This is a genomic window from Rhodococcus sp. O3 (assembly GCF_048897285.1).
Taxonomy (GTDB): domain Bacteria; phylum Actinomycetota; class Actinomycetes; order Mycobacteriales; family Mycobacteriaceae; genus Rhodococcus.
Window position 1 is genome coordinate 184,127 of record NZ_JBMBTE010000001.1, and the last position, 21,971, is coordinate 206,097.

At 68.9% G+C, this 21,971-nt stretch carries 22 protein-coding genes; 15 read left to right on the forward strand and 7 right to left on the reverse strand.

Annotated elements, in window-relative coordinates:
- Positions 1–35 precede the first annotated feature (35 nt).
- On the reverse strand, positions 36–638 hold the full coding sequence (locus tag ACN675_RS00855; protein ID WP_420749097.1) for a TetR/AcrR family transcriptional regulator: 603 nt from the start codon (positions 636–638) through the stop codon (positions 36–38).
- A 144-nt stretch (positions 639–782) separates the two neighbouring features.
- On the opposite strand from ACN675_RS00855, the gene ACN675_RS00860 reads away from it, so the two are divergent.
- Positions 783–1,316, forward strand: a complete 534-nt coding sequence (locus ACN675_RS00860) for a nuclear transport factor 2 family protein (RefSeq protein WP_420749130.1) — start codon at positions 783–785, stop codon at positions 1,314–1,316.
- Positions 1,317–1,368: 52 nt separating this feature from the next.
- Here the strand turns inward: ACN675_RS00860 and ACN675_RS00865 are convergent, their stop codons facing one another.
- The gene (locus ACN675_RS00865) at positions 1,369–1,905 is read right to left on the reverse strand and encodes a DinB family protein (protein WP_420749098.1); all 537 of its coding nucleotides are present in this window, start codon (positions 1,903–1,905) and stop codon (positions 1,369–1,371) included.
- Between the two features lie 117 nt (positions 1,906–2,022).
- Between ACN675_RS00865 and ACN675_RS00870 the strand changes: the two genes are divergently transcribed.
- Positions 2,023–2,850: an alpha/beta fold hydrolase gene (locus tag ACN675_RS00870; RefSeq protein ID WP_420749099.1), complete on the forward strand. Its 828-nt coding sequence runs from the start codon at positions 2,023–2,025 to the stop codon at positions 2,848–2,850.
- A 9-nt stretch (positions 2,851–2,859) separates the two neighbouring features.
- On the opposite strand, the gene ACN675_RS00875 is transcribed toward ACN675_RS00870, so the two are convergent.
- Positions 2,860–3,042 (reverse strand): hypothetical protein, encoded by a 183-nt coding sequence (locus ACN675_RS00875; RefSeq protein ID WP_420749100.1) that lies wholly within the window; start codon positions 3,040–3,042, stop codon positions 2,860–2,862.
- A 61-nt stretch (positions 3,043–3,103) separates the two neighbouring features.
- On the reverse strand, positions 3,104–3,583 hold the full coding sequence (locus ACN675_RS00880; protein WP_420749101.1) for a TspO/MBR family protein: 480 nt from the start codon (positions 3,581–3,583) through the stop codon (positions 3,104–3,106).
- A gap of 139 nt (positions 3,584–3,722) precedes the next feature.
- Here ACN675_RS00880 and ACN675_RS00885 point away from each other — a divergent pair, with 139 nt between their 5' ends.
- Positions 3,723–4,727, forward strand: a complete 1,005-nt coding sequence (locus tag ACN675_RS00885) for an MBL fold metallo-hydrolase (RefSeq protein WP_420749102.1) — start codon at positions 3,723–3,725, stop codon at positions 4,725–4,727.
- A 53-nt stretch (positions 4,728–4,780) separates the two neighbouring features.
- Here the strand turns inward: ACN675_RS00885 and ACN675_RS00890 are convergent, their stop codons facing one another.
- From ACN675_RS00890 to ACN675_RS00900, 3 genes are all read right to left on the reverse strand, one after another.
- Positions 4,781–5,890 (reverse strand): lipid II:glycine glycyltransferase FemX, encoded by a 1,110-nt coding sequence (locus ACN675_RS00890; protein WP_420749103.1) that lies wholly within the window; start codon positions 5,888–5,890, stop codon positions 4,781–4,783.
- 366 nt (positions 5,891–6,256) lie between these two features.
- Positions 6,257–7,351, reverse strand: a complete 1,095-nt coding sequence (locus ACN675_RS00895) for a DUF475 domain-containing protein (protein WP_420749104.1) — start codon at positions 7,349–7,351, stop codon at positions 6,257–6,259.
- A gap of 110 nt (positions 7,352–7,461) precedes the next feature.
- On the reverse strand, positions 7,462–8,037 hold the full coding sequence (locus tag ACN675_RS00900) for a TerD family protein (RefSeq protein ID WP_420749105.1): 576 nt from the start codon (positions 8,035–8,037) through the stop codon (positions 7,462–7,464).
- 228 nt (positions 8,038–8,265) lie between these two features.
- Between ACN675_RS00900 and ACN675_RS00905 the strand changes: the two genes are divergently transcribed.
- The 12 genes from ACN675_RS00905 to ACN675_RS00960 all read left to right on the forward strand — a co-directional run bounded on the left by ACN675_RS00905 (position 8,266) and on the right by ACN675_RS00960 (position 21,969).
- Positions 8,266–9,387: a hypothetical protein gene (locus tag ACN675_RS00905; RefSeq protein WP_420749131.1), complete on the forward strand. Its 1,122-nt coding sequence runs from the start codon at positions 8,266–8,268 to the stop codon at positions 9,385–9,387.
- Positions 9,384–10,574, forward strand: coding sequence for an HpcH/HpaI aldolase/citrate lyase family protein (locus ACN675_RS00910; protein ID WP_420749106.1), 1,191 nt, complete (start codon positions 9,384–9,386; stop codon positions 10,572–10,574). The genes ACN675_RS00905 and ACN675_RS00910 overlap by 4 nt, the downstream gene beginning before the upstream one ends.
- Positions 10,571–11,887 (forward strand): phosphoribosyltransferase family protein, encoded by a 1,317-nt coding sequence (locus tag ACN675_RS00915; RefSeq protein ID WP_420749107.1) that lies wholly within the window; start codon positions 10,571–10,573, stop codon positions 11,885–11,887. Before ACN675_RS00910 ends, ACN675_RS00915 begins: the two co-directional genes overlap by 4 nt.
- A complete protein-coding gene (locus ACN675_RS00920) occupies positions 11,884–12,990 on the forward strand; it encodes a cysteine protease StiP family protein (RefSeq protein ID WP_420749108.1) in 1,107 nt (368 codons plus the stop codon). Before ACN675_RS00915 ends, ACN675_RS00920 begins: the two co-directional genes overlap by 4 nt.
- A gap of 56 nt (positions 12,991–13,046) precedes the next feature.
- Positions 13,047–13,823 carry an HAD family hydrolase gene (locus ACN675_RS00925; protein WP_420749132.1) on the forward strand — a complete coding sequence of 259 codons (777 nt, stop codon included), beginning with the start codon at positions 13,047–13,049 and terminating at the stop codon, positions 13,821–13,823.
- Positions 13,824–13,915: 92 nt separating this feature from the next.
- A complete protein-coding gene (locus ACN675_RS00930; RefSeq protein ID WP_420749109.1) occupies positions 13,916–15,259 on the forward strand; it encodes a TerD family protein in 1,344 nt (447 codons plus the stop codon).
- A gap of 3 nt (positions 15,260–15,262) precedes the next feature.
- On the forward strand, positions 15,263–16,777 hold the full coding sequence (locus ACN675_RS00935; protein WP_420749110.1) for a TerD family protein: 1,515 nt from the start codon (positions 15,263–15,265) through the stop codon (positions 16,775–16,777).
- 118 nt (positions 16,778–16,895) lie between these two features.
- Positions 16,896–18,479 carry an AMP-binding protein gene (locus ACN675_RS00940; RefSeq protein ID WP_420749111.1) on the forward strand — a complete coding sequence of 528 codons (1,584 nt, stop codon included), beginning with the start codon at positions 16,896–16,898 and terminating at the stop codon, positions 18,477–18,479.
- Positions 18,476–19,537, forward strand: a complete 1,062-nt coding sequence (locus ACN675_RS00945) for an MBL fold metallo-hydrolase (RefSeq protein WP_420749112.1) — start codon at positions 18,476–18,478, stop codon at positions 19,535–19,537. Before ACN675_RS00940 ends, ACN675_RS00945 begins: the two co-directional genes overlap by 4 nt.
- Position 19,538: 1 nt before the next feature.
- Complete coding sequence (locus ACN675_RS00950) at positions 19,539–20,300, forward strand: crotonase/enoyl-CoA hydratase family protein (protein ID WP_197251068.1); 762 nt, start codon at positions 19,539–19,541, stop codon at positions 20,298–20,300.
- Positions 20,297–21,076: an enoyl-CoA hydratase/isomerase family protein gene (locus ACN675_RS00955; protein WP_420749113.1), complete on the forward strand. Its 780-nt coding sequence runs from the start codon at positions 20,297–20,299 to the stop codon at positions 21,074–21,076. Before ACN675_RS00950 ends, ACN675_RS00955 begins: the two co-directional genes overlap by 4 nt.
- Positions 21,077–21,093: 17 nt before the next feature.
- Positions 21,094–21,969, forward strand: coding sequence for a LysR family transcriptional regulator (locus ACN675_RS00960; RefSeq protein WP_420749114.1), 876 nt, complete (start codon positions 21,094–21,096; stop codon positions 21,967–21,969).
- The last annotated feature ends 2 nt before the right edge of the window (positions 21,970–21,971 follow it).

Below are 21,971 nucleotides of genomic sequence, written 5' to 3' on the forward strand. Positions count from 1 at the left end.
GAGCATGACCCCCGTCACCAGTCAACGGGTGAACGCTACGAAGTCCGATATCCGACGAGATTGAGGGCGTAGACCCCGTAATCGTCGGCGACCTGCTGGGCCGAGAGCGGACCGTCGGCCCGGAACCACAGCGGGATGCCGGCGCACATCGTCAGCACCGCCGTGACGGCCTGGTGTACGTGCGGAACGGAGAATAATCCCTGGTCGACGCCATCTCGAGCGATGTCGACGAACAACTGTTCCTGCGCGTCGCGGGAGCCGACGACGCGCTTGCGGTCGACTTCGCCGAGGTAGCGCAGTTCGGAGTTGGCCACCAGGCACGCGCGGGGATTGCGGGCGGTGTAAAGGGAGTGCGCCACGACCGCCGCACGCCAGCGATCCGCCGGATGCGGGCCGGCCTTGCGCAGCGCGTTGCGGGTGACGGTGAACTGCTCGTCACTGGCCCGTCGCAGGATCTCGACGAGCAATTCGGACTTGTTCTCGAAGTGGTTGTAGACATTCGCAGCGCTGCAACCTGCACTGTTGGCAATATTGCGCATCGTCGCACCGTGGAATCCGGACGCATAGAACTCGTCGAGCGCCGTCTCCAGAATGCGTTCGCGCACCCCCACCTGCACACCAACCGATCGAGTGTTCATGCCTTGGAGCGTAGAGGTCGGACAAAAGACCAGCAAGAACCCCGGTTTGACCACTCGACACGGCTCACATATGGTCCACCTCACATAAACGTTCGTTAATCAACATCTCGTTCTCGACCTCGAGAGGATCCTGCTGTGACCACCTTGGAGTCCACCGGCGAGGCCGCACTCGCCGACCGCATCGCCCGCCTCGAAGACCTCGAGGCGATCCGCCTGCTCGACGCCCGCTACTGCCGTCACCTCGACGACGGGGACTGGGACGCGCTGATGGACCTGTTCACCGACGACGGTGAATTCGACGGCCTCTCCCACCCGCGAGGGAAGGCCGAGATGCGCGAGTTCTTCGCCGGCCTCGCCGACGGCGGACTGACCGCCTTCTGGCACTTCATCACCAACCTGGAGATCGACCTCGACGGCGACCGCGCGACCGTCCGCTCGTTCCTGTGGCAGCCGTGCGTCACCGACGGGGTCGCGAGCGTCGCCGCCGGCCGGTACACCGACGAGATCGTCAAGATCGACGGCCGGTGGCTGTACAAGGTCAAGCAGGTGCGCTTCCACTTCTTCGGCCCACTCGAATCCGGGTGGGACGAGAACCTTTTCGCACTGGACTCCGCACGGAAGGCAGCAGTGCGGCCCTCCCCCTCTTTTTCCGAGCGAGCGGTACATTCAGTCGATTGAAGGAGACGAGGGATACATTCGCTCGGAAAAAGGAGGGCGGGGAAAGAGGCGGCTAGTCGAAGGTCATGCCGGCGTCGGCGCCGCGCTGCAGGGTGCTGTTCGCTCCGTCGAGCGACTCGCGGATGATGTCCGCATGGCCGCTGTGGTGCGCGGTCTCACGGATGATGTGCAGCAACACCTTTCGCGCACTCCACCACTCCCGCTCCGGCGCCCAGGGCGCGGTGGGCAGCGGCACCTGCAGGTCGAGATCGTCGAGTGCCAGGACGAACCGTTCGGTCTCCCGCGCGACGTCGGCGTACGCATCGAGCAGGCCGGCGAGGGTTTCGTCGTCGTTCATGTAGTACTGCACCATCGCCGACTCCATGTCGAACGTGGTGGTGTCGTCGAGGTTGCGGATCGTCTCGATCCAGGTCTTCTCCGTCGCCGTGACGTGCTTGATCAGACCGCCGACCGTGAGATCGCTGACGGTGCTGCGCGTGCGGGCCTGTTCGTCGGTCAGGTTGCGGGCGGTGATCAGCAGCATCTCGCGCTGCTCCGCGAGGATGTCGAGGATGTCCGCGCGTTCTCCGGTTCGGGAATTGTCGGTCATGTCCACTGCCCTTCCGTCGTGGTGATGATGTAACCCACGGTAGGAGCGATTGCGGACAACTTCGGTCCTCAATCGACAATGCGATGAGAAAACACATCCGCGGGGGTCTGTTCGTGCATGACCATCACACACACCGTTCCCGTGTCCGGCGGCCGGCTGCACTGCGAGATTCGCGGCGCCGGCCCACTGCTGATCCTCACCGGCGCCCCGATGGGGGCCACGGCACTGGCCCCGTTCGCCGAGGTCCTCGCGGACGATCACACCGTCCTCACCCACGACCCGCGCGGCATCGGGCGCAGCGTCCTCGACGACCCGCACTCCGATTCGACACCCGACCTGCGCGCCGCCGACCTCGTCGCCGTGCTCGACGCCCTCGACGCGGAATCCGCCGACGTCTTCGGCACCAGCGGAGGCGCGGTCACCGGTCTCGCGCTTGTGACACTGCACCCGGAGCGGGTACGCACGCTGGTTGCTCACGAACCGCCGCTGCTCGAGTTGCTGCCCGACGCCGCCGAGCGACGCGCCGCGGTGGACGCGATGGTCGACACCTTCCACCGTGAGGGTCTCGGCGCGGCGTGGGCCGCGTTCATGGACTTCGCCGGATTCGACGATCCCGGCGATACCGGGCCCGACGAACAACCCGCCGGTCCCCCGCCGGGAGAGTCACCGGCACAGGACCTCGCCGACGGCGCCCGCTTCTTCGCCCACGAGATTCGGGGAACCACCCGCTATCTGCCCGACCTCGACGCGTTGGCGGCGACGCCCGCACGACTCGTGATCGGCATCGGCGCCGAGTCGCGGGGGCTCGCGACGTACGCGACGTCGATGGCCCTGGCCGAGGCACTTTCCTTGACACCGAAGGAGTTTCCGGGCGGTCACGCCGGATTCACCGAGCAGCCCGAGAAGTTCGCCGCCGTGTTGCGCGATGCACTCACCCGGTCGTGAGACGTGCGGTCAGGCCGCGAAGCCGACCGCACCGATCACTGGGATGATCGTCATGAACACGATCGCGACGGCGAACAGCGTGATCGTCACCTTCTTGTCCCACTTGCTCCTGGTGCCGGTCGCGGCGAGCATGAAGAACACGAATCCGATGCAGATGGAGACGATGCCGATCATCACGGGTGCTTCGAGCATGCCCCCATCATCGCGTATGCCGAAGTCCCGGTCGCCGGGCACCTGCGCCGGGTGAAGCACGTCACCGGTTGAGCTGCGCGATCCGCCCGCTCAGCACCGTCGCGAACCCGGTCCACGCCGCATAGGGCGCCAGCGCCGCACCCGCGACGGGGACGGCGTCGGCGGTACGTCGTACGAGGTCGGCACTGCTGGCGGCGAGCAGTGCCGCGACCACCGTTGCCGGGACGAGCCGTCCGCCCTTGAAGAACACCCACGACCACGAGCCGTTGAGCACGAGATTCGCGGCGAGCGCGGCGACGTACGCGCGTCGCGCGTCGAGTTCGCGACGCCGGGTCAGTTCGTCGATCGCCGCTGCGGAGGTGACCGCGATGTCGGCGTACAAGGCGGTCCAGACGACAGGGAAAGCCGATGCCGGCGGCTGGAACGACGGCTTACGGAGGCGCCGGTACCAGCGGGAATCCGATTCCCGGGAAGCGACGGACCCGACGAAAGCGGTGATCGCCGTCGCCGCTGCGGTTCCCAGTACGGTCGCTGGTCTCATGCCACATCCACCTCTCCTCGCACAGTTACCACGTGCGACTTACCCGCACACCCTCCGGCCGAAACCCACGGCCACCGAGCGGTAGCGTGGATGGTCCATACAGAGCAGCGTGGATGGTCCAACAGAGTGGGGGACGGATATGGAACACGGTGGTCTGACACAGATCGGCGACGCGGTGTGGGCGTTCGTGCGCCCGGGCGGCGGATGGGGCGAAACAAACACCGGGCTCGTCGTCTCCCCCGGCGCGGCATCCCTGGTCGTGGACACCGTCTGGGATGTGGCGTGGGCCGAGCGCATTTCCGACGTACAGCGACCGCTCGTCGCCGACGCTCCCGTCACGGAAGCGGTCAACACCCATTCCGACGGAGATCACTGGTGGGGCAACGACACACTGCCCCCGACGGCGCGGATCACCACCAGCGCGGCGGCGCTGGACGCGATGCACGAGGACCTGCCACCCGCCGGATTGAGGGCATTGGCGGCCGTCGGCGAGTTGATCGGCCGCGTGCCGGGGCCGGTGGGTGCGGCCGTGGCCTACTCGGCACGGGTGCGAGCGGGAGCCCGATTCCCCCGTCGCACACCGCGTTTGCCGGACCGCACCTTCGACACGACACACCGGCTGACGATCGGCGATCGCACGGTCGATCTCGAGCGCCTCGGCCCGTGCCACACCGCGGGCGACGTCGTCGTGCACGTGTCCGACGCGGGCGTGGTGTTCACCGGCGACCTCTTGTGGGTCGGATCCACCCCGATCCTGTGGAACGGCCCGCTCGACAACTGGCTCGCCGCCCTCGATCGCCTCATCGGGTGGGACGCCGCCGTGTACGTTCCCGGTCACGGATCGACCGGGACCGTAGACGACCTGCGCGCGGTCCGCGACTACTGGTTGTGGCTCCGCGACATCGGCCGCGTTCACCACGCGCGCGGAATCTCCGTGCGACAGGCGGCGCGAGAGATCGCGCGCAGCAACGACTTCGAACGATGGAGTTCGTGGCATGCACCCGAACGGCTGGTGTTGAGCCTGAGCACACTGTTCGACCAGTGGAACGGCAACCCGCCGGGCGCGCCCACCATCACGCGCCGCGCCCGCGCTTTCGCCGACGCGGAAACACTTCTGCGTGAGGGAGTGTTCCGAACTCCCTGACTCCGAAGCGTTCCCGCGACCGACAGCCTTCCCGCGGCGACGACGTCATCCGGTCAGGTGAGGAACCTGCGGAACAACGGATGTCCCGCCGCCGCGATCAGGATCCGCTCGTAGCCGTACAGGAGATTCGCCCGGATCCGTCGTGCCGGCACGTCGTAGGCGCCGATGTAGTCGATGATGGTCTTGTTGAAACTCAACTTGAACTGGCCGACGCCGTGCAGCGGATGTGCCGGATCGTCCGCCTCCGCCGACGGCGGGGTCCCGCACATGTCGTACCGCACCGCCCCGTGTTCGCGCGCCCACCGCATCAGTTCCCACTGCACCGCGTGACCGACGCCGTGCGCGCCGAGCCCGTTCTCCTCGGACCGGCCCGGCTCTTTCCGCACCGACGCCCCGGTCAGGTACAGAGCGTTCTCACCCACGAGCATCGCGTAGGCGCCTGCCACGACCCGCCCGTCGAGACGCGCGAGGAACAACTGGCCGTTACCACTGGCCTGCAGCCGCTGGTACATGCTCCGGACATGCTCGAAGGCCCGGATCGGGAACCGGCCGTCGGCCGTGGCGGTCAGCAGATCGTAGAGAACTCGGCAGTTCTCGTCGGTCGCCTCGACCCGTTCGACGACGACACCGACCCGGGCGGCCTTGCGGATCCAGCGGCGTGCCCGCTGCCCGAACCGGGCCAGCACGTCGTCCTCCGATCCGGTGATGTCCACGACGATCGTGTTCGACGGCGCCCAGCCCGGCACGCGCCGATACCCGGCCGCGAGCAGGCGCTCCCGCTCGGCGGCATCGTCGCGGATCAGAGGTTCGATCCGCACGGTGAACACACCCTGCTCGGCCGCGAACTCCGCCAACGCATCGGACACCCGCATGAGGGTCGTGACGTCGAGTACGCCCGGTCCCGCCGGCAGATGCCACAGCCGCCCCAGCAGCGGGATGCGGCGCTCGAGCACGGTGCAGGCGATGTCGTCGACCATCAGATAGACCGGGGTGAAGCCCAGGACCCGTTCGTGTTCGGAGTACTCCCGGCCACGCCAGACCGAGCCACCGTCGGGGTTCGCGCCGATGAGTTCGTCCCACCGGGCCAGCTCGTGCGCCTCCGCGAGGCGTACTTCCGCTTTCCGCAATACGCGGAGGTCGTCGGCAACCGTATCCAGCACCATCGTGTCCACATCTCCTTGCGATACGTTCCGCCCCGCACACGACGGCAGCGCGCGCCTCCGGTCCCGAGACACGGATTCGCAGGTGCCGCGGCATTTCGGAGAAACGTCACTGCCACACGCGTGATCCGGCCTCTCGGCTTCACCGGCCGGAAGGGCAGCGCGTTGTACTCAGCAGCAAGGTCGACGTTCGCCTCGTCTCCGTTAACCGCGGGAGAGGGTGAAACACGGGGTGATGCGGCCGGGAAGACCGATGTTCATATGTTCGTACGACACTCGGTGACGGCCGGCCCCGAAACGGGTGAAGGGCACGTCCAACCGGTCGAACCGGTCGAACGTGCCCTTCACCGTGGGGTGCGGGAGCCCGGGTCAGGAGGCGGTGGCTGCCTCTCGTGCCCTCTCCTTGCGGTTGCGGTAGATGCTGGAGGCGAATGCCGCGCCGATCAGAGCGATACCGACGAGGCCGGTCACGATCTCGGGGACGTGCGTGCCGATCGAGTACAGCAGGATCAGCGCGAGCGCACCGATCGCCCAGTGGGCGCCGTGCTCGAGGTACACGTACTCCGACAGCGTGCCCTTGCGCACCAGGAAGATCGTGATCGACCGGACGAACATCGCGCCGATGAAGCCGAGGCCCAGGGCGATGATGATCGGGTCGGACGTGATCGCGAACGCGCCGATGACGCCGTCGAACGAGAACGAGGCGTCGAGAACCTCGAGGTAGAGGAACAGGAAGAAGCCGGCCTTACCGGTGGCCTTGGCCAGACCCGACGGCCCGCCCGTGGACTCCTCCTCGCCCTCCTCGGGGATGTGGAACATCTCGCCGAGCCCGTTGACCGCGATGTAGGTGATCATGCCCAGCACGCCGGCGATCATCACCGTCGACACCTTGTCGTCGGGCGCGATGACCGTCGCCGTGATCAGCAGCAGCGCCGACGCGACGACGACCTCGAGCTGGTCGAGCTTGCCGGCCTTCGCGAGGGGGCGCTCGATCCACTGCAGCCACTTGATTTCGCGTTCCTCGAAGATGAAGTGCAGGAACAACATCAACAGGAACATGCCGCCGAACGCAGCGATCTGCGGATGCGCGTCGGTGATGAGCGTTTCGTAGCTGGGGCTGCCGTCGGGGAAGTACGCGGCCCCGTCGGCCGGCGGATTCAGGGCGAGTCTCAGCGCCTCGACGGGCCCGAGTCCCGACGCGGCCCACACGATGACCAGCGGGAACACCAGGCGCATGCCGAACACGGCGACGAGGATGCCGACGGTGAGGAAGATCTTCTGCCAGAAATCGCTCATCCGCTGCAGCACGGTCGCGTTGATGACCGCGTTGTCGAACGAGAGCGAGACCTCGAGGATGCCGAGGATGACGCAGAGGAACAGAGCTTGGGGGCCGCCGTAGAAGAAGGCGACGACCAGGGAGACGACGGTGACGGCGAACGACGCCCCGAATATTCGCAGTAACACGACTGCGGCCTTTCTTGTCAGTAGTCAGGTCGATGCAGCGAGGTACTGCAATACACAACGATCCGGTCCCGGCACGGACGACCGGGACCGGATCGGGTCCAGCGTACGGTCTAGACGTTCACGCCGTAGTCGCGGGCGATACCCGCCAGGCCGGACGCGTAGCCCTGGCCGATGGCGCGGAACTTCCACTCGGCGCCGTGCCGGTAGAGCTCACCGAACACCATGGCGGTCTCGGTGGAGGCGTCCTCGGTGAGGTCGTAGCGGGCCAGTTCGTTGCCGTTCGCGCGGTCGACGACGCGGATGTAGGCGTTGCGGACCTGACCGAACGACTGGCTGCGGGTCTCGGCGTCGTAGATCGACACCGGGAAGAAGATGCTGTCGATGTTCGCCGGGACCGCCGCGAGGTCGACGTTGATGACCTCGTCGTCGCCCTCGCCCTCACCGGTGCGGTTGTCGCCGGCGTGCTCGATCGAGCCGTCGGGCGACTTCAGGTTGTTGAAGAACACGAAGTGCTGGTCGGAAACGACCTTCTTGTCGGCACCGGTGGCGATCGCGCTGGCGTCGAGGTCGAAGTCGGTGCCGGTCGTCGTGCGGACATCCCAGCCGAGGCCGACGGCCACAGCGGTCAGGTTCGGCGCTTCCTTGGTGAGGGAAACGTTTCCGCCCTTGGTCAAGCTGACGCCCATGCGGGGTCCTTTCGATCGTGGGTCGGCGGGCCCGAACGGACCCGCCCGATTTGCGCGTGTTCTCTCCAGCCTAAACGGATATCCATAGCTACGCTCCCAGCCTCCTCGCCGACCCGCGGCCCGGGCGGAGCGACCAGTACCATTCGGGTCGTGGCGAGCCGATTCACGCGCCGACTCTTCGGGGGTGGGCCTACCGAGGATCCGGCAGCCCGGCACGCCCACGACACGATGGTGGCGGCCTTCCTCGACATGGACCGGCGGCAGTCGGTCGCCGAAGCCGCGGTCACCGCGTCGCACGAACTGGAACCCGAGCGTGGCCTGATCCGCATGTGGACACCGATCCGCGAAGCGTGTTACGACGCCGCCGAGTTCTACCTCCGACTCGCCCGCACCGAACCGGAGCAGCCCCTGGCGAGCGCCGCCGAGTACGAGCAGGCGATCCATCGGATCGGTTCCGCGACAAGAACTCTGGACGACTTCTACGGGGCCCATCGCGCGCATCTCGAACACGCGATGGCCGTCGCTGCGGCCACACCACAACTTGCGCACCGGGCCCGCACCGCGGCGCACGCCGTCGCGCAGGCACTGCAGTCGCCGGAGAATACAGTGTTCGCCGACTATCCGTCGGTCCGGGCCGCGGCGGGAGCGCTGGACGCCGCGCTGGCCGCGCTCGGGGCCGCTGCCGGGGCGGGCGCGATCCGGAAGCAGGCCGGGCAGGTCGAACAGGCGACGGCGGCGCTGCGAGCGGCCCTGGACGAGGCACCCGCGCAGGCGGAGCGGGCCCGGAACACCGTCGCGTCCGTGACCACACGGATCGGTGCGGTCCGCACCCGGCTCGAGGGTCTCGCACCGGCCTACTCGGCGCTGTTGCGCGAGTTCAACGCTGCCAGTTCCGCCGACCTGACCGGCAACGACCGGCGCGCCACCGAAATGCTCGCGAAAGCCGAGGAGAGCCTGGTCGCGGCACGCGCCGCGTTGTCGGCCGGCCGGCCCGAGGAGGCCCTCGATCACGCCAACGCAGCACGCTCGCAATTGTCGGTCGCCGAACACAACGTCGACGCCGTCACCGGCCGACTCGCAACACTGCGCGCCGTACGGGAGAATCCAGGAGCGAAGGTCGACGCCGTGCGCTTCCGACTGCGTGACGCGCAGCACCTCGCGGTGCAGCGTGGATTGACCGCAGAATGGGGCTCGGTACTCGACGCACAACTCGCCCGGATCGACAGAGCCGTCGATTCGCTGACAGGAATCCACCCGGACTACTGGGCGTACGTGCGCGATCTGGACGCGGTGACGGACTTCATCACCGGGGTGGTGCAACGAATGAGAGGACGGACGGACAGCCCATGAGCGGGGGGACCTTCACGCAGGTGCGTGGCACATGCCACTTCCGTCACCTGGATCCGGCTACACGGGACACCTTGTTCCTCCACCACCCCCAACCGTTCGACGACAGCGACGACCGTGAACGCCTGGCGCTCGCGCTCGGTGCAACCCTCTACGTACCGGCGACCCGCCCGGATCTGGCCGCGACCGTGCTGCGCCGCGCCGCCGAAGGGGTCACCTCGATGGTTCTGGATCTGGAGGACGCCGTCGCCGACGACGAGGTGGAGGAAGGGCTGCGCAACACCGTCGATACCCTCGACCGGCTGGCCGGGACGGATGCGGCGGGCATGCTGCTGTTCGTCCGGGTGCGCACACCCGACGGCGTCGAACGCATCGCCGCCGAGCTCGGCGCGGGGGTCGGTGCCCTCACCGGCTTCGTGTTGCCGAAGTTCGGAGCGCGCACCGGGGGCGCGTTCCTCGAGGCGGTCGCCGCGGCGTCGGAACGGCTCGGGAAGCACCTGTACGCGATGCCGGTGCTCGAGTCCAGCGAACTCGTCCATCGTCAGACCCGCGACCACGAACTGCAGGCCGTGTCGGCGCTGCTCGCCGAGCACCGGCAGCGGGTGCTGGCCGTGCGGATCGGCGCGACCGACATGTGCGGCACGTTCGGGATCCGGCGCGATCGCGACCTGACGATCTACGACGTGCGGGTCGTCGTCGACGTCATCGCCGATGTCGTCAACTACCTGGGCCGCACCGACGGCACCGGGTTCGTCATCACCGGTCCGGTGTGGGAGTACTTCGCCGATCACGAACGCATGTTCCGGCCGATGCTTCGGGCCACCCCGTTCGAGGAACACGATGCGGTGCTGTTCCGCCAGCAGCTCGTGAGCCGCGACCTCGACGGGCTGCTCCGGGAGATCGCGCTGGACCGGGCCAACGGCATCCAGGGCAAGACGGTGATCCATCCGTCGCACGTTGCCGCGGTGCACGCACTGTCCGCGGTGACCCACGAGGAATACCACGACGCCGTCGACATCCTCGGCGGCGACACCGGCGGCGTCCGCGCCTCCGGATATCGCAACAAGATGAACGAACGCCGCCCGCACCGCACGTGGGCGCAGCAGACGGTGCTGCGCGCGTCGGTGTTCGGTGTCACCAACAAAGGAGTCACGTTCGTGGACCTGCTGACCGCATTGGTGGACCGGTGAGCGCCGCCGCTCCGGCCGGCGTCACCGAGGACGTTCGGATTCCCTGGGCGACAGAAGAATTCGGCCTGACGCTGTACCACCACGATTCGGCCACCGGGTACCGGGTGCCGGAGTTGGTCCGGCCCGGGCTGCGCCGCAATCCGCGCCGTGCGCACCTGCTGGTGTCCACCGTGCTCGGCAAGCACGTGCCGACCGATCCCGCGGTCGTGATCGCCGCCGGCGACCGGCTCGGCGATTTGGTGGCCGAACTGCTCGGCGAGGATGCGTCGACGGCAGTCGTCCTGGGCTTCGCCGAGACCGCGACGGGCCTGGGGCATTGTGTGGCCGCGCGCATCGGCGCGGCCTGCTACCTGCATTCCACCCGCCGCGACGTTCCGGGCGCCGACACGTTCGCGGGTTTCGAGGAGGGACACTCCCACGCGACCTTCCACCTGCTCCAGCCGACCTCCCCGGACCTGTTCGCGAACTCGGCGCCGCTCGTTCTCGTCGACGACGAGATCTCTACCGGGACAACCGCACTCGATGCCATTCGCGCGCTGCACCGGCACCACCCGCGCAGCCGGTACGTGATCGCCTCCCTCGTCGACATGCGCGCCGAGGAACACCACCGTGCGGTGGCGGAGGCCGCCGGTGATCTCGGCGCACGGATCGAGCACGTGTCGCTCGCGTCCGGCCGGGCCGTGATTCCCGAGGGCACCACCGAACGCGTGACGGCACTGCCCGATCCGATGCTGAACCCGCGCGCACCGCATCGCGGAACCGCCGAGTTCGTCGAGCTTCCCTGGCCGGCAACCGTTCCCGACGGGGGTCGGCACGGATTCCTGAACACCGACACCGCGGGTTTCGACGCTGCGATCGCCGCGGCCGCCGACGCCCTCGCGGCAGCGCTCGAACCCGGTCGTCCGGCCGTCGTCGTCGGGCACGAGGAACTGATGTACCTGCCGCTGCGGCTCGCCGACGCCCTCGCGACCCGCGGCACGCCCACCCGGTTCCAGACCACCACCCGCTCCCCCGGCTACGTCCTCGACGTCCCCGGCTATCCGCTGCGCCGCGGATTCACCTTCCTCGCACCGGAACACGTGCCGGAGACGCACGAAGCCGAGGCACCCCGGTACCTGTACAACGCGCACTGGCCGGACGTCGACCGGCCGCCCGTGCTCGTGCTGGTGGTCGACAGTCCCGCGGACACCGACCGACTCCGCGCGACCGGAGGACTCGTCGACGTCCTCACCGCCGCGGGTGAGGACGTGCTCGTCGCGACGGTTCCCGCGACCGACCCGGTCGCGCTTCGTACCAGCAGGGAGGCGCTGTGACGGCACCGTTGACCGGGCCCGGATTCGGGTCGTACGCACCGGACGACGTGACCTGGCTGCTCAAGGACCTCTCGCACGTCGACCTCGAAGCCGACATCGCCGAGCGGGAGCAACGTATCCAGGCCGGGCTGGCGCACTACGCCGAGTCGCTGCCGGTGGAATACCGGCCAAACGCGGCGTACCGCGAACTGTTCGACAAGGTGCTTGCCGAGACCTCCGGGCGGCTGGCGCGCGCGGTCGGCACCGTCACCGAACTCCTTCTGGCAGAACGCGGACCGGACCTGACACTCGTGTCGCTGGCCCGCGCCGGCACGCCCGTCGGCATCCTGATCCGGCGGTGGGCACAGCATCATCACGGACTGTCGTTGCCGCACTACGCGGTATCCATCGTGCGGGGCCGCGGCATCGACGCCGCCGCGCTCGACCACATCACCGCGCGGCACGATCCGGCGTCGGTGGTCTTCGTCGACGGGTGGACCGGCAAGGGCGCGATCGCCCGCGAGTTGTCCGCGGCGCTGGCCGAGTACGCGGCAGCCGGTGGCCCGGCGCTGTCCGACGATCTCGCGGTCCTGGCCGACCCCGGGCAGTGTGTGCGCACCTACGGCACCCGTGACGACTTCCTCATCGCCTCGGCATGCCTGAATTCCACTGTGTCCGGGTTGATCTCACGCACCGTCCTCAACGACACCCTGATCGGGCCGGGCGAGTTCCACGGCGCGAAGTTCTACGCCGAACTCGCCGACGAGGACGTGTCGACGACGCTGATCGACGCGGTGTGCGCGGAGTTCGGCGACCGCGAGTGCGCGGTCGCCGACGCCCGTCGGGTCATGAACTCCGATCGCACCCCGACCTGGGCGGGCTGGGCGTCGGTGGAACTGATCCGGGCCCGATACGGGATCTCCAGCGTGAACTTCGTCAAACCGGGTGTGGGAGAGACGACCCGCGTGCTGCTGCGGCGTCTGCCGTGGAAAGTTCTCGTGCGCGAGGCCGACGCCCCCGAACACGCGCACATCCGGATGCTCGCCGCGGCGCGCGGTGTCCCGGTCGTGGAGGTCCCCGACCTCGCCTATTCCTGCATGGGCCTGATCAAGGACCTACCGTGACGACCGCGCTCATCGCCTCGGACCTCGACCGCACACTCATCTATTCGCGGGCGGCGATGACGCGGGCCCAGCTCGACCGCGCCGATCTGCTGTGCGTCGAGTACCACGAGGGCGCCCCGCTGTCGTACCTGACGGAAACGTCCGCGCAGCGCTTACGGGAGCTGAGCACGACCGCACAACTCGTCCCGACCACGACCCGCACCCCAGCGCAGTTCCGGCGCATCACGCTGCCGGGCGGGCCGTGGCGGTACGCGATCACCAGCAACGGTGGTGCGATCCTCGTCGACGGCGAACCGGACCCGGCCTGGCGCGAAGGGCTCGACCTCGCGGTGCGGGCCGGCGGCGCGGGCCTCGACGAGGTGCTCACCGCTCTACGGGCGCGGATCTCACCGGACTGGGTGCGCAAGCTGCGGATCGCCGACGACCTGTTCTGCTACCTCGTCGTCGACGTTGACGCGCAGCCCGCCGACTTCCTCGTCGAGTGGGACGAGTGGTGCCGCGTGCGCGGCTGGGGTGCTTCCCAGCAGGGCCGGAAGATCTATACGGTTCCCGACAGCGTGTGCAAGAGCCACGCGGTCGCCGAGGTGCACCGTCGGCTCGTGGCCGACGGGGTGCTCAGCGAGGACTCGCCGGTGTTCGCCGCGGGCGACGGCGCGCTCGACGCCCCGATGCTCGAGGCGGCCGATGCCGCGATCCGTCCGTGCCACGGGGAACTCGAGGCGCTGAACTGGCAGCATCCGACCGTCGCCGTCACCGAGGAGTCGGGTGTCTCGGCCGGCGAGGAGATCCTCGCCTGGTTTGCCGGTTCCACCCGGCTCCCGTCCGGTTCGTAGAGTGGGGACCGAACTCGGAGTGGGGACCGAACTCGACCGATCCCAACCGAGTGCCGCTTTCGGTGTACGCCTATCCAGTGAGGACGATTGACGTGACCACTTCGCTCGCCAAGGGCCAGAACGGCCCGATCACCGCCTCCGACGTAGTCGTCTCGCTCGAGCTGACCACTCCGGCCGATCTGTCCGCTCTGCTGGTGAAGGCCGACGGCAAGGTCCGGTCGGACGCCGACTTCGTGTTCTTCAACCAGCCCACCGGTCCGGGCGTGCGTCTGGTTCCGGGCGCTCCGGGGCAGGCGGCGTCCCTGGCGGTGTCGCTCGGTGCGGTTCCCGCCGACATCGAACAGGTCCGCGCCGTGATCACCCTCGACGACGCGTCGAGCACCTTCGGGCAGTTCGCGCCGCCCACCGCGCGGGTCTCCGACGCCACCGGCGCGGTGTTGTACGAGTACCGCATCGAGGGCCTGAGCAGCGAATCGATCGTCATCGCTCTCGAGCTGTACCGTCGCCAGGGTGCGTGGAAGGTCCGGGCCGTCGGTCAGGGCTACGCCGGTGGCTTCGCCGCGCTGGTCACCGACCACGGGGTGTCGGTCGACGATGCACCTGCCGCTCAGCCGGCACCGCAGCCCGCAGCACCTCAGCCCGCAGCACCTCAGCCCTACAGCCAGCCGGCGGCGCCCCAGCCCCAGTACACGCAGCCCCGGTACACGCAGCAGGCACCTCCCCAGCCGTACGGTCATCCGGCACCCGCGCCGCAGTACCCGCAGACCGCACCTCCCCAGCCCTACGGCCAGCCCGCGGCCGCCCAGCAGGCCCCCGCGCCGGCCGCTCCGCCTGCCGAGGTGAGCCTCACCAAGAACCGCCCGGTCAGCCTGGTCAAGGGCCAGAAGGTGACCTTGCGCAAGGAAGGCGGGGTGGCGCTGACGTTCCTGCGCATGGGCCTCGGGTGGGACCCGGTCGAGAAGCGCGGCCTGTTCGGCAATCGGTCGGTGGACATCGACCTGGACGCCTCGGCGGTCCTGTTCGCCGACCACAACATCGTCGACGTCGCGTACTACGGGCAGTTGACGTCGAAGGACGGATCCATCCAGCACCAGGGCGACAACCTCACCGGTGAGGGCGCCGGCGACGACGAGGTCGTGCTCGTCGACCTGACGCGGATCCCGCCGCACGTCAACACCGTCATGTTCATCGTCACCTCGTACAAGGGCCACACGTTCGAGCAGGTCCGGAACGCGTTCTGCCGCCTCGTGGACGGCACCACCAACGCCGAACTGGCCCGCTACACGCTGCAGGGCGGCATGCCGTTCACCGGCATGGTGATGGCGAAGGTGTACCGGCAGGGACCGGAGTGGAAGCTGCAGGCGATCGGCGAGGGCATTCAGGCCAAGCATCCGGGTGAGGCCGCGCCGCAACTCGGCCGGTTCCTGGCGACGTAATCGATGGCCGTCGAGTTCCGGGCGGGGCAGAACGCCCCGCTCGCGGCGCCGTCGGTCCGCTTCACGGCGACCGCATCGGTCCCGCTGGATCTGTGCGCCCTCGTCGTCGACACGCACCTGCAGGTGGCGTCGTCGCAGGACGTCGTGTTCTACAACCAGCCACAGACCGCGGGTGTCCGGCTCGACGGTGACGCACTCGTCGTCGAACCGGGGCGGGTGCGGCCGGATGCGGAGAAGGTGCTGTGCGCCGTCGGCACCGAGCTGGTCACCCCGGTGGACACAACGCTCACCGATACTGCGGGCACCCCGCTGGCGACGTTCCGCATCGAACCGGTCGCGGGAGAGACGGCGCTGCTGTGCTGGGAGATCTACCGGCGCGGCGGCGACTGGAAGATCCGCGCGCTCGGGCAGGGCTATGCGGGTGGCCTGGCCGAGTTGTTCACCGCGCACGGCGTCGAGGTCGACGATCCCGAGCCGGCTCCCCCGCCCGCACCGCAGGAAGTGCCGCCCCTCGAAACCGGGGCGACGTGCGTGCGGATGTGGCAGATCTTCGAGGACGCCTCCCGGTCGGCCGCGGCATACGTCCAGGCGCACGAGTACGCGCATCACCGGCTGGACGAGGAACTGTCCGCCGCGGTCGCCGATCTCTCGGCCCGCACCGGTGACGCTGCCGAGCAGGCCCGGGCGCGGGCGCATCGGCGCTGTGACGAGCTGGTCGCCGCGGCCGAGGTCCGCTACAGCGACGATTCCGAACAGCTGATCGCCGAGCTGGCTGCGCTCGAAGAATCGCTACCGGCCGCGCTCGCCTCGTGGGATGCACCCGCGTGGCGGCGGCCGGGTGAGGCCGCGGACGGCGTGCGGATCGGTGAGGTCACGGCACCCGACCGCGGACCGTTGCGGGTGCCGTTCTGCGTCCCCGTGCCGCTGGGGCGGCCGTTGTGGGTGGACGGTGACGCCGAGGCCGCGGCCCCGGTGGCGTCGGCGCTCGCGCTCCGGCTGCTCGCATCGCGGCCGGGTTCCCTCCTCCATGTCGTCGATCCGGCGGGTGCGATGCGGCAGCTCACCGACCTCGCCGGCTCGCTCCTTGCCGCTCCGCCGGTCCACGAGGTCTCGGGTGTGGGTGCGAAGCTGAAGGGTCTCGCCGACGCCGCGGACCTGGATTCGCTGGCCGCGTCCGCGGGTGTCGACGCGCACCGCCCCGAACCGCGGGTGCTGGTGGTCTCCGGTCTTCCGCACGGCTACGGCAGCGACGACCTCCTGCACCTGGTCCGTCTGACGCAACTCGCTGCCACACAACAGATTTCGATGATCTTCACGGGGACGGAGGACGAGGACGTCGACAGCCCGGCGTATCCGATCCTCGCCGAGGCCGCCCAGCACGTCCCCTCGGATGAAGGCCGATTCGTCGATCCGTGGACCCGGACCGACTGGCAGTTCGTGTCCGACGCCGGGCCGTCCGATCCGGAACGGATCCGGGCCGTGGTGCGGTCGCTGGAGTGCCGCCGGCAAGAGATATAGGTCTTCCCTAACGGTTCGTGCGGCGCCGCGTCTTTGTGGTGGAGGCCACCGTGGTGGTCGACTGGGCTGTGCGGGCCCGTCCGGGTTCGTGACGGATCACGCGGATCGGGAGCTTCCTTTGTCAGGTGGACTGCTGTCGAGTGGGCTGCATCTTCCCAATCGCATTCGGCACTTCGCGGCCGAGCGCCCGAACCATCCCGCGCTGACTGCCGGCGGGACGACCCTGACGTACCGCGAGTTCGACGAGTACACCGACAAGGTCGGCTCGGCGCTCGCGGCGATCGGGTCCGCGTCGGGGCGCGTCGGGGCGCTGCTGCGCATGAGCCTGCCCGGCGCGGCGATGTTCGTCGGCTGCACGAAGGCCGGCCTGGTGTTCACCCCGCTGAACTGGCGGCTGACGCCGGAGGAGGCCGCCGCGATCGCAGAGGACGCGCAGCTGGGCATCCTCGTCGTCGACGCCGACTTCGCGGACACCGCACGGGCGGTCGCGGGAGTGCTGCCCGACGTGCGCATCGTCGTCGTCGGTGACCCCTCGGTCGTTCCGGGCGCACAGTCCTGGGAGCAGTTCGTCGAATCCGGCGACGGAATCGACCCCGGTTTCGGCGACGACCCGGACTGCGAAGCACTGCAGCTCTACACCTCGGGCACGACCGGACGCCCCAAAGGCGTTGTGTCCGTGCACCGCAACCTCTACAACGTGCCCGAGAACTTCGAGCTCTACGAGTTCGGCGACGACTCCGTCTCGCTGAATGCGCTGCCGCTGTTCCACATCGCGGGCGCCGGATGGATGAGCACGAGCCTGTCCGCCGGACTGCACCTGGTACTGCTCGGCGAGATGCGTCCGGCACTGGTCGCCGAGGCGATCTCCGAGTACGGCGTCACCCACGCGTTCCTCGTCCCGTCCGCGATCGGCATGCTGCTCGAGATGCCGAATCTCGCGGACTACGACCTGTCGAGCCTGCACCTCGTCGCGTACGGCGCATCCCCGATCACGCCGGCACAACTCGCCCGCGCGATGGACACCCTCGGATGCCGGTTCGTCCAGCGGTACGGGATGACCGAAACCACCGGTGCGCTCACCGCCCTGCGCGCCGACGACCACGATCCGCACGGCCCCCGTTCCTACCTGCTGCGTTCCGCCGGTACCGCGCTGCCCGGGGTCGACGTGCAGATCCGGGACATCGCGACGGGGGAGATCCTGCCGATCGGAGCGACCGGCGAGATCGTCTGCCGCTCGCGCAACAACACCGTCGGATACTGGCGGCGGGACACCGAGAACGCCGAATTGTTCACCGAGGACGGCTTTCTGCGTACCGGGGACGCCGGTCATCTCGACGAGCACGGCTATCTGTTCGTCACCGACCGCGTGAAGGACATGATCATCACCGGCGGGGAGAACGTGTACCCGATCGAGGTCGAATCCGTTCTGGCCGAACATCCTTCGGTTGCGGAGGTCGCCGTCGTCGGCCTGCCCGACGACAAGTGGGGCGAGGCCGTCACCGCCGTCGTCCGGATCGCCGAGGGCGCCCCCGTACCCACCGAGGCGGAGCTGCTGCAGTTCACTGTCGAACGCCTCGCCTCCTACAAGAAGCCCCAGCACATCCATTTCGTGCCGGAACTGCCGCGCAACGCGAGCGGCAAGATCCTCAAGCGCACCCTGCGCAGCACCCTGGGTACGCGGGCGTCCGGAGCACAACCATGAGCATCACCGACGACATCGGCGTGCGGCAGCGCGAGGCCTGGGCCGCCGGAACCCTCCCGCCCGTCGAGCAGATCCGGGACGGCCTGTGGTCGATTCCCGTTCCCATGCCCCGCAATCCGCTGCGCTACGTCCTCGTCTACGCCTTCGCGATCGACGACGGTCTCGCCCTCGTCGACGTCGGGATGGACACCGAGGAATCGTGGAACGCCCTGGTCGACGGCATCGCCGAAACCGGTCACCACATCTCCGACGTCCGCTACGCCGCGATCACCCATCTGCATCCGGATCATTTCGGTCTGGCTCCGCGCCTGCGCGAGACGACCGGTGCCGCCATCGCGATGCACGCCGCCGAGGCCACGGCGCTCGGGCACTTCACCCCGGCCGATGTAGCCGCGGACGTCGAGGCGTGGCGGGTGGACCTGACGGATCTCGGCGCACCGGACGAGGTCGTCGAGGCACCGCGCTTCGAACTCGTCCGGTTCCCGGCCGGGGAGTCCGCCGACGTCGTGCTGTCCGGCGGGGACCGGCTCGACCTGCCCGGATGGAACATCGAAGCGGTCTGGACGCCGGGCCACACCCCCGGCCACCTGGCGTTCCTGGACCGGGACCACGATCTGCTGTTCAGCGGCGACCACATGCTGCCGCGGATCAGCCCGAACATCTCGTCGGGTCCCGGCGAGCTGGAGAATCCACTCCACCGCTACCTGCTTTCACTGCACGCCACGACCGGGTTGCCCGAATGCGAGGTGCTGCCGGCCCACGAGTACCGGTTCCGCGGCGTCGCCGACCGCGCTCGCCGGCTCATGGCACACCACGACGAGCGGCTCGACGAGATCCGCTCGGCCGTCGCCGCGCACCCGGAATCCACCGCATGGGAAGTCACCACGCTCATCACGTGGTCGCGGCCGATCGACGTGATGTCCCCCCGCTTGCGGCGTCTCGCCGTCCGCGAAACCCAAGCGCACCTCATCGTTCTCGCCGACCGCGGTGAGATCCGTTCCGACGGCGGTGTTCCCGCACGATGGTCACTCGTCCGCACAGACACGAAGGAAATCTGACATGAGCGTTGTCCTGACCGAATTCTCCGACGGTGTAGCCGTGTTCACTCTGAACCGGCCCGAAGCGAAGAACGCCGTCGACCTGGAGGTCTCGAAGGCGCTCGCCGCCGCGATCGACGAGTTCGAGGCGCGTCCCGACCTGACCATCGGCATCCTCACCGGCGCCGGCGGAACATTCTGCGCGGGAATGGATCTGAAGGCATTCGCGCGCGGTGAGCGTCCGTCGATCCCGGGTCGCGGTTTCGGTGGTCTCACCGAGGCACCCCCGACGAAGCCTCTCATCGCCGCCGTCGAGGGCTGGGCGCTGGCCGGGGGCTGCGAGCTCGCACTGTCCGCCGACCTGATCGTCGCCTCGCGTGAGGCGAAGTTCGGAATTCCCGAGGTCAAGCGTGGGCTGGCGGCCGCCGCGGGTGGCCTGCTGCGCCTGCCGAAGATCCTCCCCTACCCGCTGGCCATGGAGATGGCGATCACCGGCGATCCGCTCACGGCCGAGGTCGCCCACCAGCACGGCCTCGTCAACCGCCTCACCGAACCGGGCGAGGCCCTGGCCGTCGCGAAGGAACTCGCCGCGCGTGTCGCCGCGAACGGGCCGCTCGCCGTGCGCGCGACCAAGCAGGTCGTGGCGATGTCCGCCAACTACACCGACCCCGACGCGTTCGTCGCGCAGCGCAAGTTCATCGAGCCGGTCTTCGCCTCCGCCGACGCCCAGGAAGGTGCCCGCGCGTTCGCCGAGAAGCGCGCACCCGTCTGGAAGGGCGAATGAGTTCGTCCGGCATCGCGGTCGAGCGGGACGGCGCGGTCGCGACCGTCACGCTCGACCGCCCCGATCGCAACAACGCGATGACGCTCGAGTCGTGGACCGCGCTGCGGGATGCCTTCCGCGAGCTTCAGCGCGACGACTCGGTGCGGGTGGTCGTCCTCACCGGCGCGGGCGGCAACTTCTGCAGCGGCGCCGACATGGACCGGCGCGGCACCATGCATCCCCTCGAGCGCATGCGGGAGATCAATTCGGTGGCACTGGCGGTCGCCGAGTTCTCGAAACCGGTGATCGCGTCGGTCGAGGGCTATGCGGTCGGCGCCGGCTGGAACCTGGCACTGCTGTGCGATGTCGTCGTGGCGTCCCGTACCGCGAAGTTCAGCCAGATCTTCGCTCGCCGCGGCATGTCCGTGGACTTCGGCGGCTCCTGGATCCTGCCGCGCCTCGTCGGCCTGCACCAGGCGAAGCGGCTGGTCATGCTCGCCGACATCGTGGACGCCGAGGAGGCGTTCGCGCTCGGGCTGGTGACCGAACTCGTCGAACCCGCCGACCTCGGTACCCGAACGATCGAGTTGGCCGCCCGGCTGGCCGAGGCGCCGCCCGTCGCGGTGGGTCTGTCGGCACGCCTGCTCGAGGAAGGTTCGTCGTCGACGCTGCGCGAAGCCCTCGACAACGAGGCCCGATCCCAGGCCGTCAACCTCGCGACCGACGCGCCCGGCGCGATCCGTGCGTTCGTCGAGAAGCGTCCGCCCTCGTTCACCGGTAACTGGCAGATTACGTGATCGCATAGGATAGCCGGGTGGACCTGCATCTCGTGACCTACTTCGTCGCTGTCGTCGACCACGGTGGGATCACGAAAGCCGCGCAGTCCCTCTACATCTCGCAACCGTCACTGTCGCAGGCGATCCGCACGCTCGAACGCCGCCTCGGCACCACCCTGTTCGACCGCACCGGCCGGCGCCTGTCCCTGACCGACGAGGGCCGGTCCTTCGAGGTCTGCGCCCGCCGCATCCTCGCCGACGTGGAGCGCGCGAAGAGCAAGGTCGCCGCGGTCCGCGAACTCACCGCCGGCCGCATCGAGATCGTGACCTACTCGGCGTTCTCCATCCACCCCGTCATCGAGATGGCGCGGCGCTTCCGCAGCCGCTATCCCGGCATCCTGGTGCGGGTGGTCGCCACCGACGGACCGGCCGGGGTGCACACCGCGCTGCGGCGCGGTGAGGCGGAGATCGGTGTGACCGACCTGTCCGTCGAACACGCGGGCATGATCACCGTGCCCCTGGTCGAGCAGGAACTGGTGCTCGCGGTGCCGCCGAACCTCGCCGAGGGTCTCCCGGATCCGGTGCCGCGATCGATCCTCCCCACGATCCCGCTGGTCGTCGACCTCACGAACCGGACCGACGCGATGCAGTCGGGGGAACTCACCGACGGCAAGGACCTCGACATCGCGGTCGACTGTGCGCATCCCTCGGCCACCTGGGAACTGGTGATGCGGGGAACCGGCGCGACGATCGCTCCCCGGCAGGTCGCCGAAGCACAGATGCCCACCGCCGAGGTGCGGTCGCTCGATCCGCCGTTGTCGCGGCCGGTGGGTCTCGTGCTGCGCGCCGGGGAGCCGTCACCGGCGGCCGCCGCGTTCGTCGCGATCGCCACCAACGGGACGACGGGAGCGTAATC